Genomic DNA, 15,583 nt, shown 5'->3' with positions numbered 1-15,583 from the left:
ATCGCTGCCAGCGAGCGGGGATTGCTTACGATCTTTCACTGTCTATCTCCATGCAGCCAGCCACCAGGCGATCGACGGCGTCCAAGCGGGCATTAGCCCGGGCGCGGCTTGCCATGGTGGCTAGGGTATTGGGCACCAAGAGCGCCTCGAGCCGCGCAGCAAGCGCGGACGACGTAATTTCGGCCTGAGGCACCAGCTCGCCGGCGCCGACATCCAGCAGCACCCGGGCATTGGCCGTCTGATGATCATCTACCGCATGCGGGTAAGGCACCAGCAGCGCCGGTTTCGCGGCCGCCGCCAACTCGGCCACCGTCAGCGCCCCGGCGCGACAGACCACCAGATCCGCCCAGTCGTATGCGTTGGCCATATCATCGATGAAAGCACTGACCTCAGCCGTCACCTCCTGCGCCGCATACGCCTCACGGGTTGCCACGTCCTTATCACGTCCGGCCTGATGGCGCACCTCGGGGCGCTTTTCCGGCGCGAGCTTGGCAAGTGCCGTAGGCAAGTAATCGTTCAACGCCTTGGCACCCAGAGATCCCCCCACTATCAGCAGGCGCAGCGGCCGGTTATTCATCGTGGCTTCCCCGCGGGGCGTCTCACCCAAGGCGGCGATCTCGGAGCGCACGGGGTTGCCTATCACTTCTGCCCCCCGGGGGAAGGCACCAGGAAAGGCGGCATAGACCCGTCGCGCTAGGCGCGCGAGGGCCTTGTTGGTCATGCCAGCCACAGCATTCTGTTCGTGGATCAATACCGGACGACGCGTCAGCCAGGCCGCGAGGCCACCAGGGCCGCTGGCAAAGCCGCCCATGCCGACGACCAGGTCGGGGTTGAAACGAGCCATCACGCCGCGAGCCTGCCAGATGGCACGGCTTAGTCGCCAGGGCGCCGAAAGCCAACCGGCCGCCCCGTTACCGCGCAGACCAGCCACATCGATGCGATGCAGGGGGATGCCGGCCTCGGGAACCAACTGGTTTTCGATGCCCCGAGGGCTACCCAGCCACTCGACGCACACACCGTGGGCCTGAAGGCCACGCGCCAGCGACAGCGCCGGGATTACGTGCCCTCCGGTGCCACCGGCCATGATCAGTACCCGCTCAGGCTTGGATTCTTTCACGCTCGCTCTCCCTGCGATCGAGTCGGTGTCTTGGTGCGCGCCGTCTTGGGCGCCGTAGAACGCGATCGACGGGCTGCCTGGCGGGTCTCGATATCGACCCGCAGCAACAGCGCCACCATGACGGCACTGATCACCAGGCTCGAACCGCCATAGCTCAGCAGCGGGAGCGTCAGCCCCTTGGTCGGCAACATCCCGGTACTCACGGCGATATTGATGAAAGCCTGGCCGCCGATGATCAGGGCGATACCGTAGCTGAGATAAGCGGCAAACGGCAATTTGGCAAGCTCCGCACGCCGACCTACTGCCATTGCCCGAATGACCAGCAGGGCAAAAAGCCCGACCACCGCCATGGCACCCAACAACCCGAGTTCCTCAGCAATCACCGCAAACACGAAGTCGGTATGGGCCTCGGGCAGATAGAAAAGTTTCTGCACACTGTTACCCAGCCCCAGCCCGAACCAGTGTCCGCGGCCATAGGCAATCAGCGCCTGGGTCAACTGATAACCGCTAGCAAATTGATCCGCCCAGGGGTCGGAAAAACTGGTCAGGCGCGCCATGCGGTAGGGCTCGGCGACCGCCAGCAGCGCGCCCAGCGCCGCCAGTAATACCATCAACAGCAGGAAACGCCACATCGGCGCGCCGGCCATCAGCAGCATGACCATCACACAGCCGGTCATGACGACCACCGAGCCATAGTCAGGCTCGAGAATAAGCAGCAAGGCGAGCACACCCGTGACCAAAAGCGGCCTCAGGAAAGCCCCCCAGGTCTTGCGCACCAACGGTAAATAGCGCTCGAGATAGCCCGCCATATAGGCAATCAGGCAGAGCTTGGCGATCTCGGAAGGCTGGAGGTTAACGGGCACACCGGGAATGGATAGCCAGCGAGTGCTGCCGTTGACCTCACGACCGACAATCAGCACCAGTACCAACAGAAAAAAGGCCACCCCCAGCAGCAACAGTCCATTGACCCGCCACCAGCCGATGGGCACCCACAGCACCGCATAGCCGGTCGCAATCGCCAACAGCACGAAGAAACCATGGCGGATGCTGAAATAGAAGGGGTTGCCGGTAAGCCCCGACGCCACCTCGGTGGAGGCTGAAGTCACCATCACCCAACCCACCAGCATCAAGGTGAGGGCCGACAGCAATAGCCAACCATCGAAAGGCTGGTGAGCGGTAGACAGACGTTCGCTCAGCCTCTTCATGTCTTCTCCTTCAGCATCTCACTTACCCAGTCACGAAAGGCATCACCGCGGGCCATATAGTGAGGAAACTGATCGAGGCTGGCGCAGGCTGGTGACAACAGAACGGCATCGCCCGGCCGAGCTACGCCACGCGCCCGCACAAGCGCAGAAATGAGATCATCGACCCGAGTCACCGCCACGCCCTCCTCCACGGTAGTGGCCAGACGCTCGGCATCGGCACCAAATACCACCACCTCGCGGGCATAGCGCGAAAGCGGTTCCGCCAGGGGCGTAAAATCGGCCCCCTTGCCCACACCACCGGCCAGCAGCACCAAGCGACCATCGAGCGTCGGCCCCAGGCCTTCTATGGCAGCCAGCGTCGCCCCGACGTTGGTGCCCTTGGAATCATTGATCCAGGCGATGTCATTCACCTTGGCCACAAGCTCACCACGGTGGGCAAGCCCCTGAAAGCGCTCGAGCACGGCGCGCATCGAGGACAGCGGCAGTCCCAAGCGCTCGCCCATGGCCATCGCGGCCAAGGCATTGGCCTGATTGTGACGCCCGGGCAGGCGCACGGCACTGGCCGGCATCAACGGGGTCTTGCCACGCATCAGCCAGGGCACATCGCCCTGGCCATCATCATGCTTCGCAATGCCCCAGTCCCCCTCGTCGGGGGCTTGGGTGGTAAAACGATCCAGCGCAGGCAGCGTTGTTGCGGGCCAGGTCATGGAGTCATCGGCGTTGACCACCCCATGAGCCGCGCCACGGAAGATGCCAAGCTTGGCGTCGCGATACCCCGCCAGATCTCCATGACGATCCAGGTGATCATCGCAGAGGTTGAGAAAGGCTGCCGTCTCGGCACCTAGCCAGGGCGTGGTCTCGAGCTGGAAGCTGGATAGCTCAAGCACATAGAGCTCGGCATCGGGCATATCGGCCAACAAATCCAGCGCCGGCGTGCCCAGGTTCCCCCCAACGGCGACACGGCGACCGGCCTCACTGGCCATCTCGCCGAGAAGGGTGGTTACGGTAGATTTGGCGTTGGAGCCGGTAATCGCGGCAATAGGGGCACGACACGCACGCACGAAGAGCGCGATTTCGCCCACCAGGCGCGGCCGGCCCTCATCACCAATAGCCGCAAGTGACGGCAAACCTGGTGTCTTGGGATCCACACCAGGGCTCAAGACGACTTCTTTGGCCGCCGACATATCCACGTCACCGAGCGGACCGCAATGAATCGCCGCATCAGGGTATTGCGTTCGAATCTCGTCAAGACCAGGCGGTGACTGACGCGTATCCGCGATCATGAAGGGGACACCCAGGCGCGACAGGTGACGCGTAATGGCGCGGCCCGATACGCCAAGCCCCACCACCAAGGTCACCCCCTCGGGAACAGCGACCATCAGCGAACCTTCAGCGTCGCAAGACCCATCAGCACCAGTACCACGGTAATGATCCAGAAACGCACGATGACCCGCGGCTCAGGCCAGCCCTTGAGCTCGAAGTGGTGGTGTAGAGGTGCCATACGAAAGATGCGCCGCCCGGTAAGCTTGTAGGAAGCCACCTGAAGGATCACCGACACCGTTTCCATGACGAAGACGCCACCCATGATGAACAGCACGATCTCCTGACGGACGATCACCGCCACCACGCCGAGGGCGGCGCCAAGTGCCAGGGCCCCCACGTCGCCCATGAAGACCTGGGCCGGATAGGTGTTGAACCACAGAAAGCCAAGACCAGCACCGGCGATGGTGCCGCAGAACACTGCAAGCTCACCGGCGCCGGGAATCAGCGGAATATGCAAGTATTCGGCGAAGACCGTATTGCCGCTGGCGTAGGCAAATACGGAGAGCCCCATGGCCACCAGCACGGTGGGCATGATCGCCAGGCCGTCCAGGCCATCGGTGAGGTTAACGGCATTGGAACTGCCTACGATCACCAGGTAAGTCAGCACCACGAAGAACAGCCCCAACGGCACCACCACGTCCTTGAATAGCGGCACGATCAGGCTGGTCTCGACCGGGCTCGCGGCGGTCAGGTAGAGCAGCACTGCAGCTCCCAGCCCGATCACCGATTGCCAGAAGTACTTCCACTTCGCTGGCAGGCCGCGAGGGTTCTTCTCGACCACCTTGCGGAAATCATCGACCCAGCCTATGGCACCAAAGCCCAGCGTGACACCAAGCACGATCCATACGTAATGGTTGGTCAGGTCACCCCACAATAGCGTACTGACGGCCATCGCCATCAGGATCATCGCCCCGCCCATGGTCGGCGTACCGGCTTTAGACAGGTGTGACTGAGGACCATCATCACGCACCGCCTGACCGATCTGGCGCTCGACCAGGCGGCGAATCATCATTGGCCCCAACCATAGACACAGCAGCAGCGCCGTCAGTGTCCCCAGGATCATGCGCAGGGTCAGATAGCCGAAGACATTGAAGGCATTATTGTAGTGCGACAGTAATTCGGCGAGAAAAAGCAGCATGGGTTGCGTTCACCTTGATGCATCCAGGCGCAGCTCGGCAATCAAGCGTTCCATGCCGGCACTGCGCGAGCCCTTGACCAGCACACTGGCCCCGGGCGGAAGATGGTTTTGGGCATGGCGCGCGAGCGCCTGCCAATCGTTGAAATGACACCCGCCTTCGCCGAAGGCCTGACTGGCCGGCTCGGCCGGCGCACCCAGAGTGCCAAGAAAGTCGATACCTCGTTCCCGCGCATGACGTCCGATGTCGGCATGTAGCTGATCGGACGCCGATCCCAATTCGCCCATGGCCCCCAGTAGGCACCAGCGGGGGCCCGGTAGTTCGGCCAGCAGATCTATTGCCGCTTTCACCGCTCCGGGGTTGGCATTATACGTATCGTCGAGCAAACGTGAATCGCGGATTCCCGGCACCACCATCAGGCGCCCGGGCATCGGCGCCGCTGCAGACAGCCCCGCCATCAAGGTGGCCTCGTCCAGCCCCATCGCGAGAGCGGCTGCGGCAGCAGCCAGGGCATTGGCCACATTGTGCCGACCAAGCAGGCCAAGCTGAACACGCCCCAGTGAGCGGCCATCGACATGCAGCGCAAACGCATAGCGCCCCTCCCCATCACAGACCGGGTCGACTGCCCGAACCCGGGCTCCCTCCGCGAAGCCGAAGTCCAGCACCTCATTCGGCTCAGCCAGCCGGCGCCATAGCGGATAGAAGACATCGTCGCGATTAAGCACCGCCACCCCGTCGGCGGCGAGACCAGAAAGAATTTCGGCCTTGGCCTGAGCGATACGCCCCGTGCCACCAAACTCACCGACATGGGCGCCGGTCACGTTAGTGATGACCGCCACCTGCGGCGCTGCCAGCAACGTCGTCCAGGCGATCTCGCCGACATGGTTGGCACCGAGCTCAAGCACCGCATGGCGATGCTCGGCAGCCAGTCCCAGCAGGGTCAGGGGGGCTCCGATGTCGTTGTTGAGGTTGCCGCGAGTCGCGAGCCCCTTACCGCCTGCCGCCAGCAGAGAGGCAAGCAGCTCCTTGACGGTGGTCTTGCCGCTGTTACCGGTGATCGCGACCAACGGGCCACCCCAGGCCTGACGGCGCGCCTTGGCAAGCACGCCCAAGGCCAGGCGGGTATCGGGCACCACGAGCTGTGGCAGCGGGTCATCGACGGGGTGCGACACTACCGCAGCAAGCGCCCCGGCCTCACGCGCCTTGGCCAGATAATCGTGCGCATCGAAGCGCTCGCCGACCAATGCTATCAGCACCTGGCCCGGCGTCAGCGCACGCGTATCGGTGGTGATGCCCAAGACAGGCGAGGAGGCACCAGCCGGGCAGGCAGTGCCGAGTCGCTCGGCAAGCTCACCCAGCGTTTCAAGGCCTACTCCACTCATGAGCCGGCCTCCGCTGCCGCCTCGAGGGCATCGAGAACCTTGTCGATTTCGTCGGCATCGGAAAAATCATGACGCACACCAGAGATCTCCTGATAGGCCTCGTGGCCCTTGCCCGCGATCAGCACCAGGTCCTCCGGACCAGCGGCCTCCAGGCAAGCTCGAATCGCGGCACGCCGCCCATCGATGCACCAGGCGGCCTCGCGCTCGGCAGGCTCAAGGCCTGAAAGAACCTCATCACGAATCGCCGCAGGATCCTCCCCTCGCGGGTTGTCATCGGTAATCACCAGCCGATCAGCGCGAGCGGCGGCCGCGCGCGCCATTAACGGCCGCTTGCCACGGTCACGTTCGCCACCACAACCAAACAGACACCAAAGCTGACCCGCTGCCCCCAGGTGCGCTCGCAATGCCATCAATGCATTATCCAGGGCATCCGGCGTGTGGGCGTAATCTACCACCACCGCTGGCTGGCCAGGCCGAGAAAGCGGTTGCATGCGCCCCGGCACCGGAGCCAACTGTCCCGCCGCCACGCTGATATCTTCGAGGGATTCGCCGAGACCATAGAGCGTGGCCATGGCCAGCAGGACATTATCGAGGTTGAAACGCCCCATCAGGGATAGCGCCAGCGCAAACTCGCCATCGGGGCTCGCGATCAGGGCGCGCTGGCCGTCGGGGAGCGGCTCCCAATCGAGAACGCGAAAAGTGGTAGCCTCGCCTTCGCCAGTCGCCAACACCCTGACACCTTTGGGCAGCCCGGCGAGCATCAATCTCGCCAGGGCGTCATCACCATTGACCACGGCGAGCTCCAGCTCCGAGCGCTTGAAAAGTTTTGCCTTGGCAGCGGCGTAGTCGGCCATCCCGCTGTGATAATCCAGATGGTCACGTGTCAGGTTGGTAAATACCGCCGCCTGCACTCGGCATCCCTCGAGGCGCTGCTGCGCGAGCGCATGGGACGACACCTCCATGGCCACTCGGTCTAGCCCCTGGGCCGCCATCTCACCCAGACTCTCCTGCAGTGCCAAGGGGCCCGGCGTGGTCAAGCCGCTATCCTCAAGTGCTCCCGGACGACCACTGCCCAGGGTGCCAATGAGCCCACAGGGGCGACCAATAGCCTCGCTCAGCGCCGCCAGATAGTGGGTCACCGAGCTCTTGCCGTTGGTGCCGGTAACCCCAATCAGCTGCTGGTTCTCAGGCACCTGAAACAGGGTGCGACCAAGCTCACCCACGCAGTCAGCGAGGCCATTCAGCATCAGCACCCGCGGGTCGGCGGCCTTAGCATGGGAAGGTGAACCGTCATCCGCATGACAGAGCACCAGCGCGGCACCGCCCTCGAGCGCCTGAACCAGGTAATCCCGGCCATCGACATGGAGTCCAGGCAGGGCGATGAAGATATCGCCCTGCCTGACGAGGCGACTGTCCTGCATTAACCGTTGCGTGCCTTCAGGTATGTCGGGAAGCGCGGCGCTGACGCCGGGCCAGAAGGCCTCTAGGCTGGCTAGGAGGCGCGAATTCTCAACCTGCATGCGTTTCTCCAGGAATCAAGGGGCGTCGGCGGATGAAAGCGTATCCTGATCAGGCGGCACATCGAGCAGACGCAGGGCATTGCCGACAACCGTCGAGAACACCGGTGCCGCGACCAGCCCCCCATAGTAGTCATCCCCTCGAGGGTGGTCGATCATCACGACAGTGACGATACGCGGGTCAGAGGCGGGAGCGATGCCGACAAAGAGGCCACGATAGGCGTCTTCCTCGTAGCCCCCGCCGGCGGCCTTACGCACCGTACCGGTCTTGCCTGCTATCCGATAGCCCGGCACCCCGGCTCGATGTGCGCCGGTATCAGGCTGCACCACCTGCTCCATCATGCCGAGCAGCTCATCGGCGACCCGCGGCTCGATGACCACAGACCCTTCGGGCGGCCCATCCCGCTTTAAAAGCGAAGGAGATAGACGACGCCCGTGGTTAGCGATCGCCGTATAGGCGCTTGCCAACTGCAAAGCCGACACCGACAAGCCATAGCCATAGGCGAGGCTGGCACGCTGACTGTCAGCCCAATGGCTTGGTGACGGCAGGCTTCCCGAGGCCTCGCCGGGGAAACCCGTGCCCGGCGCCTGCCCCAGCCCCAGGCGCTGATAGGTATCGACCACAGCGGTATCCGGCAGGTCGAGAGCAATACGAGTCATGCCGATATTCGATGATTTCCGGAGAATACCGCCCAACGTCAGCTCACCGTAGTTGCGAAAATCGCGGATGGTAAAGCGGTTGTCCAGACGCATCCAGCCCGGCGAGGTGTCGACGACGGTGTCTGGTGAATAGCGTTCGGTCTCAAGTGCCGCGGACATGGCCAATGGCTTCATCACCGAGCCTGGCTCAAAAACATCGACGATGGCTTGATTTCGCAGGCTACTGGGATCGAGGCCGGCGCGATTATTGGGGTTGTAGGAGGGTTGGTTGGCCATTGCCAGCACCTCGCCGCTACGGGTGTCCATCATGACCAGGGTGCCACCATCGGCATTTCTCTCCTGAACGGCCGCCTTGAGCTCCCGATAAGCCATGTACTGCAGCCGCTGATCGATGGCAAGCGTCAGATCGCCACCCGGATCAGCCTCCTTGAGCAGGTGCAGGTCGCGCACCAAACGACCGCGACGATCCTTGAGCACGCGGCGTTTGCCAGGCGTCCCGGACAGATAGTTGTTGTAGGCGAGCTCGAGGCCTTCCTGCCCACGGTCATCGACGTTAGTCACGCCAATCAGCTGCGCCGAGGCCTCGCCCGACGGATAGTAGCGACGGTACTCGAGCTGGCGATAGATACCCGGTACCTTGAGATCGAGAATCTCCTGGGCATCGGCGGGCGTCATCTGACGGCGCAGATACATGAATTCACGCTCAGAATAACGCGCAATGCGGGCATTAAGGTCGTCCAGGTCAACATCCAGGGCGCGCGCCAACACCAGACGCTGAATGTCATCTGGCGGTAATTCCTCAGGGTTTGCCCATAGGCTGACAACCGGGGTGGAGATGGCCAATGGCTCACCGTTGCGGTCGGTGATCATTCCCCGGTGGGCACTTATCGATTCCACGCGCAGCGTGCGGGCATCACCCTGCCCCTGCAAAAAGGAGCGGTCGATCACGTGCAGATAGACGATACGTGCACCGAGCAGGCACAAGGCCAACAGGATCAGCCCTAGCATTAACCGGTAGCGGAAGACACCCAAAGGCGCGCCAGGAGGCGGGCGACGTGGCGTAGCGGAGCGGCGCTGGGTCGTGCTCATGGCCCAATCACCTCCACACGCTCGATATCCGGCAAGTGCATTTCCAACCGATCACTGGCAAGCCTCTCGATCCGTGCCGGACTCGACCAGGCGCTCTCCTCGAGAAGCAGCTGCCCCCACTCGGTCTGCAGCTGGCTCTGCTCGCGCTCAAGTTGCTGAAGGCGGGCGTACTGTTCGCGGGTCAAATGGCTGGTCGTGGTAACGGCCACAGCACTCGCCAACGCGGCGATGACCAACAGCACCACTAGCACCAGACGCAGGCTCGGGCGAGGGCTCGCCTCAAGACCCGGCATCCAGACTCGTCCCTGGCTCATGTCGCTCCTTAGCTGCTTGTGCGTCGCGGCTACTTCAACTTGCGGGCCACCCGCATCACGGCGCTGCGGGCACGGGGATTGGCATCAACCTCGGCGGCATTGGCGCGACGCGCTTTACCGACGGCTTCAAGGCGGCGATTGAGCTGATCATCGCGGATCGGCATGCCGCGCGGCAAGTGCGTATCGCCGCGCACGTGCTCGCGGATGAAGCGTTTGACGCGCCGATCTTCCAGGGAGTGAAAACTGATGACCACCAGATGACCGCCCGGTGCCAAGGCCTCGAGCGCGGCGTCGAGGGCGGCATCGAGCTGATCGAGCTCGCCATTGACATGGATACGCAAGGCCTGGAAGGCTCGAGTGGCCGGATGCTTACCCTTTTCCCAGGCAGGATGTGCCGTCTTGATCACCTCGGCCAGATCACCGGTGCGTGTGAAGGGGCACTCCTTACGACGCTCGACGATCGCCCGCGCCAAGCGCTTGGCGAAACGCTCTTCACCATAGGTCTTGAAGACCCAGGCAATATCCTCAACCTTGGCCCGCGCTAGCCAGTCGGCAGCACTCTCCCCGTGTTCAGGGTCCATGCGCATGTCCAACGGGCCATCGCGCAGGAAACTGAAGCCACGCTCGGGGTCATCAAGCTGAGGCGATGACACGCCCACATCAAGCAGAATCCCGGCCAGCCGACCGTGAAGGCCCTGCGCCGCCGCGATATCACCAAGCCTTGCAAACTCGCCACGCTCGATGGCGAAGCGAGCATCATCGATACTCGCCGCCTCCTCCAGCGCCTGGGGATCTCGGTCGATCGCCAACAGCTGCCCTTCTGGTGCCAGGCGCGACAGAATCAGGCGGGAGTGACCGCCGCGGCCGAAGGTGCCGTCCAGATAGGCGCCGGCGGGGTCGACAAGCAGCGCATCGACCGCCCCGTCGAGCAGCACGCTTTCGTGACGAAAGGAAGACGGGGCCGCGGGGTTTTCAGATGCGCTCATGCAGGTCTCGATACAAACAAGAAACACCGGCAAGTCAGTCGATGACCAACCGATGATGGGGAATGGAGGGAGTCGGCCGATAAGCCGGGTTCTGTCGTGGACAGTCATTCCTCTAGGGAAGGCGTCGCCGCCTTCCTCAAGCAACCTACCCGAACCCAACGCGGGCCACGCCAATGGGTTCCTATTTGGTCTTGCTCCGAGTGGGGTTTACCGTGCCACGCACTGTTGCCAGGCGCGCGGTGCGCTCTTACCGCACCCTTTCACCCTTACCGGCCTCCCGAAGGAGACGTAGGCGGTCTACTCTCTGCTGCACTTGCCGTCGGCTCACGCCGCCCAGGCGTTACCTGGCACTCTGCCCTATGGAGCCCGGACTTTCCTCCCCCGATGACCTCGAGAGGCTATCGGCGGCGACTGTCTGGCTGACTCCCAGCGGCGCAGAATACCAGCGCAGCCGCCCCCCCTCAAGCGATGACTGTGCAGTCTACCCCTCATCCTTCAGGGCCTGGGCTCTGGCGTACCAAACCTTCTTGGTCCCGCCGAGCAAGCGCACCGCAATGGCAGCCGCCTGTTTAACGCCCACCCCCTCTGACAGTAGCGCCTTGAGAAGCGATTCGGCCTCGACCAGCGCCTCGTCGTCATCCGTCCGAGGCGAGGCGCCAGCCACCATCACCACGAACTCGCCGCGCGCCTGGTCAGTGTCTTCCTCCATGCGCGTAAGCAACGACGCCGCATCGCCATCAAGAAACGTCTCGAAGGTCTTGGTCAGCTCCCGGGCCAACACCACACGGCGCGTCCCGAGACACTGGGCAATGTCCTCCAGCGTGTCACGGATGCGATGGGGTGACTCATAGAAGATCAGCGTTTCCTCGCGCTCCTCAAGGGCCGCCAGGCGTCCCCGACGACCGCTGCCCTTGGCCGGCAAAAACCCCTGAAAAAGAAAACGGTCGGTGGGCAGGCCCGCCGCAGAGAGGGCAACGACAAAGGCACAGGCACCGGGAATCGGCACCACCCGATACCCCTCCGCTCGCAGCTCACGCACCAGCAAGAACCCCGGGTCGCAGATCAGCGGCGTACCGGCATCACTAATCAACGCCACATCGTCGCCTGCGGCAAGTCTTGCCTTGAGCTGGGCAACGCGCCCGCTTTCGTTGTGCTCATGCAGTGAAAGCATGGGCCGATCAAGCCCTAGGTGGCGCAGCAAGCGCCCGCTGTGACGGGTATCCTCGGCGGCAATTACCGAGACGTCACCAAGCACTTCACGGGCTCTCGGCGACAGGTCGTCGAGATTCCCAATCGGTGTGGCGACCACGTACAATGTTCCAATAGCCGAAACTGTCATTACGATTCCGAAAGCGGGTTATCTAAGGAAGGGATTCATGAATACATCATTTCGCGGCTGGTTGGCCGTAGCGCTGCTGACGCTGCTGATAAGCGGCTGCGCCGGCCCCAGCCTGATGTCGACCGAGCGGTCACCCGACGCCCTGCTCGCCCAGGCCGAACAACAGGCGCCCGGCCCGGCAGCCGAGAGCCGTCTGGAAGCAGCCCGCATTCTAGCACGACGAGGCGATGCGGCTAAGGCCAAGGAAATCGCCACCCAGCTAGATGACACGGCCTTGAACGCCGAGCGTCGCCAGGAGTGGGCACTGCTACTATCCCGGCTGGGGCTAGAAGCCGATGATGCCCCAAGCGTCATCAAGGCCACCGACCTACTGGAAGACGGCGCCCAGCTGGATAACGACGCCGCCAACAACCTTCTCTACCGCCGTGGCCTGGCACTTGGCATGCTCGGCGAGCCATTGGCCTCCACCCAGGCCATGCTGACGGCACAAGCCGCCACCGGCAGCGATATCCCCAACGACGCCATCTGGAAGCAGCTCAATCGCCTTTCGGCACAGGAGTTGATGACGCTGCGCTCAGACGCCGACAACCTGACCCGCGGCTGGCTATCACTACTCGAGCTGCAACGCCAGAGCAGCGGGGATATCGACCGACTGCTCGGCAAGCTCTCCACCTGGCGAGACGCGAACCCAGCCCACCCGGCCGCGCGCAAGCCACCTGCCGAGCTACTCGCCCTGCGAGAGCTTCGCGGTACGCGCGTCGAGCGCATCGCCATCCTGCTCCCCGAATCAGGGCCGCTGGCCTCGGTGGCCGGCCGGATACGCCAGGGCATCGAGGCCCGCCACAACCATGCCGGACGCCAAGGCGTCGCTAGTCCAGCACTGGACTTCATTGACTCAAGCCAGAAAGATCTGGATGCGCTCTATGCAGAGGCAAGCATGCGTGGTGCCCAGGTCGTGATCGGTCCGCTGGCCAAGCGTAAGGTCGAGGAACTGGAGCAGCGTCAGCGCTTACCGCTGCCAACCCTTGCCCTGAACTACGGGACGGCCGAGCGCAATGTCGCCGAAAATCTCTTCCAGTACGGCCTCTCTGTCGAAGATGAAGCACGCCAGGTCGCCATCCGTGCAGCGCGTGACGGCCACCGCCGCGCTGCGGGCATGGTGCCTAATAATGATTGGGGGCGCCGCGTCGGCGCCTCCTTTGAAGAGACCTGGGAAGATCAGGGCGGCGAAATCGGCCATATGATGCAGTACGACCCAGAGGCGCTGGTGAATAACAGCGTCAAGCGACTCCTCAACCTGAGCGGCCAGGTAGACATGCTGTTTTTACTCGGCCTGCCGAGCTATGCCCGTCAGATCCCTCCCACTCTTGAGTATCAAAAACGCCCCGACCTGCCGGTTTACACCACCTCTCAGGCTTACGAAGGTCAGCCGCAGCCGCGAGCCGATAGCGATTTGAACGGTGTGCGCTTTGTCGAAATCCCTTGGCTGATCCCTGATGCAGCCGTCGGCGGCGTCGAAGCCCTGCCCTTCTATGCAAGCTACCGCACCCTGTCGGCAGAAGCCGACGATCCTGGCGTTCTCAAATTGATGGCCATGGGCGTCGACGCTTACGAGCTTGGTGTACGGCTTCCTCAGCTGCAGGCCATCGGCGGCAGTGAACTCTTTGGTGCTACCGGCACCCTGCGTGCGGCCAACGATGGGCGCATCCAACGCCAACTGCCTTGGGCGGAATTCATCGACGGCCGTCCGCAACCGCCTCTGAAGGCCGGGGGCGAACGAAGGATTGACGCGGACTCGGGCAACGTTCAACAGGGCCGCCAACCAAGCAACGATGTCAGCGGTAGTGAAATGGACACGAGTGAGCTGGGCGATGGCCAGCTCCGCTGACGCCCGCGCACGCGGTGCCGCCATCGAGGCCCTGGCCAACGACTGGCTGACCGCCCGGGGCCTCACCCCGGTGGCGCGCAATCAGCATGCCAAGGGCGGTGAACTGGATCTCGTGATGCGAGAAGGCGAGATCCTGGTGTTCGTCGAGGTCCGCCATCGTCGTGACAGCCGCCACGGCCACCCACTGGAAACCGTGACAATCAGCAAGCAACGCCGCCTCATCAAGGCGGCGCGTTTTTATCTCGCCCGCAACGGGCTATCATGCCCATGCCGCTTCGATGTGGTCGCCGTTACCGGCAGCGCCCCGAACCTCGAGTTTCTCTGGGTTAAGGCCGCCTTCGAAGCGTTCTGATCGCTATAGGACCAGGAAGCCAAGATGGATTTCCAATCACGAATTCTCGGACACTTTAACGCAAGCATCGACACCAAGACCTATGCCAGCGAAGTGTTACCCCCCTTCATCGAGGTAGCCAGCCAGATGATGGTCCAGTGCCTGGTGAGCGAAGGCAAGATCCTGGCCTGCGGCAACGGTGGCAGCGCCGGAGACAGCCAACACTTCTCATCTGAACTGCTCAATCGCTTCGAACGCGAGCGCCCGAGCCTACCGGCCCTCGCACTGACAACAGACACCTCGACCCTGACCTCGATCGCCAATGATTACAGCTACAACGAGGTCTATTCAAAGCAGATCCGCGCACTTGGCCAACCCGGCGACATACTGCTGGCCATCTCCACCAGCGGCAACTCGGCCAACGTCGTTCAGGCTATCCAGGCTGCTCACGATCGAGACATGACCGTTGTCGCCCTGACCGGCCGCGACGGAGGTGACATGGCCTCCCTGCTTGGCCAGGAGGACTGCGAAATCCGTGTACCGGCAACATCAACTGCCCGAATCCAGGAAGTCCATCTGTTGGTTATCCACTGTCTGTGTGATTTGATCGACGAACAACTCTTCGGCCCAAGTGAGTGAACACCATGCGTAACGGTACCGTCTCCATCCTCCTCCTTGCCCTCACGCTCAGCCTTGGCGGCTGCACCACCATTGCCAATGTCGCCAACGATGGCCCGATTGGCGAGAACTACGGTGAGCGCACCCTTGGCAGCAAAGTCGAGGACGAGAGCATTCAGACCAAGGTCAGCGTCAATCTGGGCAAGACCGACGCTCGCTTGGCTGACGCCCGCGTCAATATCGATGTCTTCAATGGCGTGGTGCTGTTAACGGGACAAGTGCCAAGCGAAGAGCTCAAGACCATGGCCAACAACGTCGCCGAGCAAGTACGCAACGTCCGCCAGGTTCAAAACCAGCTGACCGTCGCCGCCAATCTACCCACAAGCCAGCGCCTCTCTGACGGCTGGCTGGCGACCCGCCTCAAGACCAGCCTATCAACCAACGAAAGCATCGACGCAAGCCGTGTGCAGATCGTGGTAGAGAATGGCAGCGTCTACCTGATGGGCCTTGTCACCCGTGCCGAAAGTGATCGCATCGTCTCCGCGGTGTCATCAACCGGGGGCGTACAGCGCATCGTCAAGGTATTTGAATACCTCGACTAGCCATCACCGCCACGCCTGGTGGTGAGCAACGGTGGTTAGCAACGTCTCTCAAACGAAAAACGGCAGGCCATCGGCC

At 62.8% G+C, this 15,583-nt stretch carries 14 protein-coding genes and 1 other RNA gene; 4 read left to right on the top strand and 11 right to left on the bottom strand.

Going from position 1 to position 15,583, the window contains the following annotated elements; translation table 11 throughout:
* Positions 1-25: 25 nt before the first annotated feature.
* The 11 genes from murG to rsmI all read right to left on the bottom strand — a co-directional run bounded on the left by murG (position 26) and on the right by rsmI (position 12,068).
* The gene (gene murG / locus ETC27_RS12700; protein ID WP_240724912.1) at positions 26-1,084 is read right to left on the bottom strand and encodes an undecaprenyldiphospho-muramoylpentapeptide beta-N-acetylglucosaminyltransferase; all 1,059 of its coding nucleotides are present in this window, start codon (positions 1,082-1,084) and stop codon (positions 26-28) included.
* Positions 1,085-1,113: 29 nt separating this feature from the next.
* Positions 1,114-2,322 carry a putative lipid II flippase FtsW gene (gene ftsW, locus ETC27_RS12695; protein ID WP_136255370.1) on the bottom strand — a complete coding sequence of 403 codons (1,209 nt, stop codon included), beginning with the start codon at positions 2,320-2,322 and terminating at the stop codon, positions 1,114-1,116.
* Positions 2,319-3,701, bottom strand: a complete 1,383-nt coding sequence (gene murD, locus ETC27_RS12690) for a UDP-N-acetylmuramoyl-L-alanine--D-glutamate ligase (protein ID WP_136255369.1) — start codon at positions 3,699-3,701, stop codon at positions 2,319-2,321. The genes ftsW and murD overlap by 4 nt, the downstream gene beginning before the upstream one ends.
* Complete coding sequence (gene mraY, locus ETC27_RS12685; protein WP_136255368.1) at positions 3,701-4,783, bottom strand: phospho-N-acetylmuramoyl-pentapeptide-transferase; 1,083 nt, start codon at positions 4,781-4,783, stop codon at positions 3,701-3,703. The genes murD and mraY overlap by 1 nt, the downstream gene beginning before the upstream one ends.
* Before the next feature lie 9 nt (positions 4,784-4,792).
* Complete coding sequence (locus ETC27_RS12680; RefSeq protein WP_136255367.1) at positions 4,793-6,163, bottom strand: UDP-N-acetylmuramoyl-tripeptide--D-alanyl-D-alanine ligase; 1,371 nt, start codon at positions 6,161-6,163, stop codon at positions 4,793-4,795.
* Positions 6,160-7,683: a UDP-N-acetylmuramoyl-L-alanyl-D-glutamate--2,6-diaminopimelate ligase gene (locus ETC27_RS12675; RefSeq protein ID WP_136255366.1), complete on the bottom strand. Its 1,524-nt coding sequence runs from the start codon at positions 7,681-7,683 to the stop codon at positions 6,160-6,162. The genes ETC27_RS12680 and ETC27_RS12675 overlap by 4 nt, the downstream gene beginning before the upstream one ends.
* Positions 7,684-7,698: 15 nt before the next feature.
* A complete protein-coding gene (locus ETC27_RS12670) occupies positions 7,699-9,429 on the bottom strand; it encodes a peptidoglycan D,D-transpeptidase FtsI family protein (RefSeq protein WP_136255365.1) in 1,731 nt (576 codons plus the stop codon).
* On the bottom strand, positions 9,426-9,743 hold the full coding sequence (gene ftsL, locus ETC27_RS12665) for a cell division protein FtsL (protein WP_136255364.1): 318 nt from the start codon (positions 9,741-9,743) through the stop codon (positions 9,426-9,428). Before ftsL ends, ETC27_RS12670 begins: the two co-directional genes overlap by 4 nt.
* A 29-nt stretch (positions 9,744-9,772) precedes the next feature.
* Entirely contained in the window at positions 9,773-10,729 is a 957-nt protein-coding gene (gene rsmH, locus ETC27_RS12660; protein ID WP_136255363.1) for a 16S rRNA (cytosine(1402)-N(4))-methyltransferase RsmH, read from the bottom strand.
* Positions 10,730-10,793: 64 nt separating this feature from the next.
* Positions 10,794-11,156, bottom strand: an RNA gene (rnpB, locus tag ETC27_RS12655) — RNase P RNA component class A.
* A gap of 54 nt (positions 11,157-11,210) precedes the next feature.
* On the bottom strand, positions 11,211-12,068 hold the full coding sequence (gene rsmI / locus ETC27_RS12650; RefSeq protein ID WP_136255362.1) for a 16S rRNA (cytidine(1402)-2'-O)-methyltransferase: 858 nt from the start codon (positions 12,066-12,068) through the stop codon (positions 11,211-11,213).
* A 37-nt stretch (positions 12,069-12,105) separates the two neighbouring features.
* Between rsmI and ETC27_RS12645 the strand changes: the two genes are divergently transcribed.
* The 4 genes from ETC27_RS12645 to ETC27_RS12630 are packed head-to-tail and all read left to right on the top strand — an operon-like array spanning position 12,106 to position 15,507.
* Positions 12,106-13,956, top strand: coding sequence for a penicillin-binding protein activator (locus ETC27_RS12645; RefSeq protein WP_136255361.1), 1,851 nt, complete (start codon positions 12,106-12,108; stop codon positions 13,954-13,956).
* Positions 13,940-14,308 (top strand): YraN family protein, encoded by a 369-nt coding sequence (locus ETC27_RS12640; protein ID WP_136255360.1) that lies wholly within the window; start codon positions 13,940-13,942, stop codon positions 14,306-14,308. The genes ETC27_RS12645 and ETC27_RS12640 overlap by 17 nt, the downstream gene beginning before the upstream one ends.
* A 24-nt stretch (positions 14,309-14,332) precedes the next feature.
* Positions 14,333-14,926: a phosphoheptose isomerase gene (locus ETC27_RS12635; RefSeq protein WP_136255359.1), complete on the top strand. Its 594-nt coding sequence runs from the start codon at positions 14,333-14,335 to the stop codon at positions 14,924-14,926.
* A 5-nt stretch (positions 14,927-14,931) separates the two neighbouring features.
* Complete coding sequence (locus ETC27_RS12630) at positions 14,932-15,507, top strand: BON domain-containing protein (protein ID WP_136255358.1); 576 nt, start codon at positions 14,932-14,934, stop codon at positions 15,505-15,507.
* The last annotated feature ends 76 nt before the right edge of the window (positions 15,508-15,583 follow it).

This window comes from Onishia niordana, from assembly GCF_004798965.1.
Taxonomy (GTDB): domain Bacteria; phylum Pseudomonadota; class Gammaproteobacteria; order Pseudomonadales; family Halomonadaceae; genus Onishia; species Onishia niordana.
The sequence above is the reverse complement of the archived record's forward strand: the minus strand, read 5'-3'. Positions and strand labels throughout refer to the sequence as shown.

Excerpts from the sequence above, each read along its gene's own strand:
- murG (WP_240724912.1), bottom strand. The coding sequence starts at position 1,084 with ATGGCCGGTGGCACCGGAGGGCACGTAATCCCGGCGCTGTCGCTGGCG.
- ftsW (WP_136255370.1), bottom strand. The coding sequence starts at position 2,322 with ATGAAGAGGCTGAGCGAACGTCTGTCTACCGCTCACCAGCCTTTCGAT.
- murD (WP_136255369.1), bottom strand. The coding sequence starts at position 3,701 with ATGGTCGCTGTTCCCGAGGGGGTGACCTTGGTGGTGGGGCTTGGCGTA.
- mraY (WP_136255368.1), bottom strand. The coding sequence starts at position 4,783 with ATGCTGCTTTTTCTCGCCGAATTACTGTCGCACTACAATAATGCCTTC.
- ETC27_RS12680 (WP_136255367.1), bottom strand. The coding sequence starts at position 6,163 with ATGAGTGGAGTAGGCCTTGAAACGCTGGGTGAGCTTGCCGAGCGACTC.
- ETC27_RS12675 (WP_136255366.1), bottom strand. The coding sequence starts at position 7,683 with ATGCAGGTTGAGAATTCGCGCCTCCTAGCCAGCCTAGAGGCCTTCTGG.
- ETC27_RS12670 (WP_136255365.1), bottom strand. The coding sequence starts at position 9,429 with ATGAGCACGACCCAGCGCCGCTCCGCTACGCCACGTCGCCCGCCTCCT.
- ftsL (WP_136255364.1), bottom strand. The coding sequence starts at position 9,743 with ATGAGCCAGGGACGAGTCTGGATGCCGGGTCTTGAGGCGAGCCCTCGC.
- rsmH (WP_136255363.1), bottom strand. The coding sequence starts at position 10,729 with ATGAGCGCATCTGAAAACCCCGCGGCCCCGTCTTCCTTTCGTCACGAA.
- rsmI (WP_136255362.1), bottom strand. The coding sequence starts at position 12,068 with ATGACAGTTTCGGCTATTGGAACATTGTACGTGGTCGCCACACCGATT.
- ETC27_RS12645 (WP_136255361.1), top strand. The coding sequence starts at position 12,106 with ATGAATACATCATTTCGCGGCTGGTTGGCCGTAGCGCTGCTGACGCTG.
- ETC27_RS12640 (WP_136255360.1), top strand. The coding sequence starts at position 13,940 with ATGGCCAGCTCCGCTGACGCCCGCGCACGCGGTGCCGCCATCGAGGCC.
- ETC27_RS12635 (WP_136255359.1), top strand. The coding sequence starts at position 14,333 with ATGGATTTCCAATCACGAATTCTCGGACACTTTAACGCAAGCATCGAC.
- ETC27_RS12630 (WP_136255358.1), top strand. The coding sequence starts at position 14,932 with ATGCGTAACGGTACCGTCTCCATCCTCCTCCTTGCCCTCACGCTCAGC.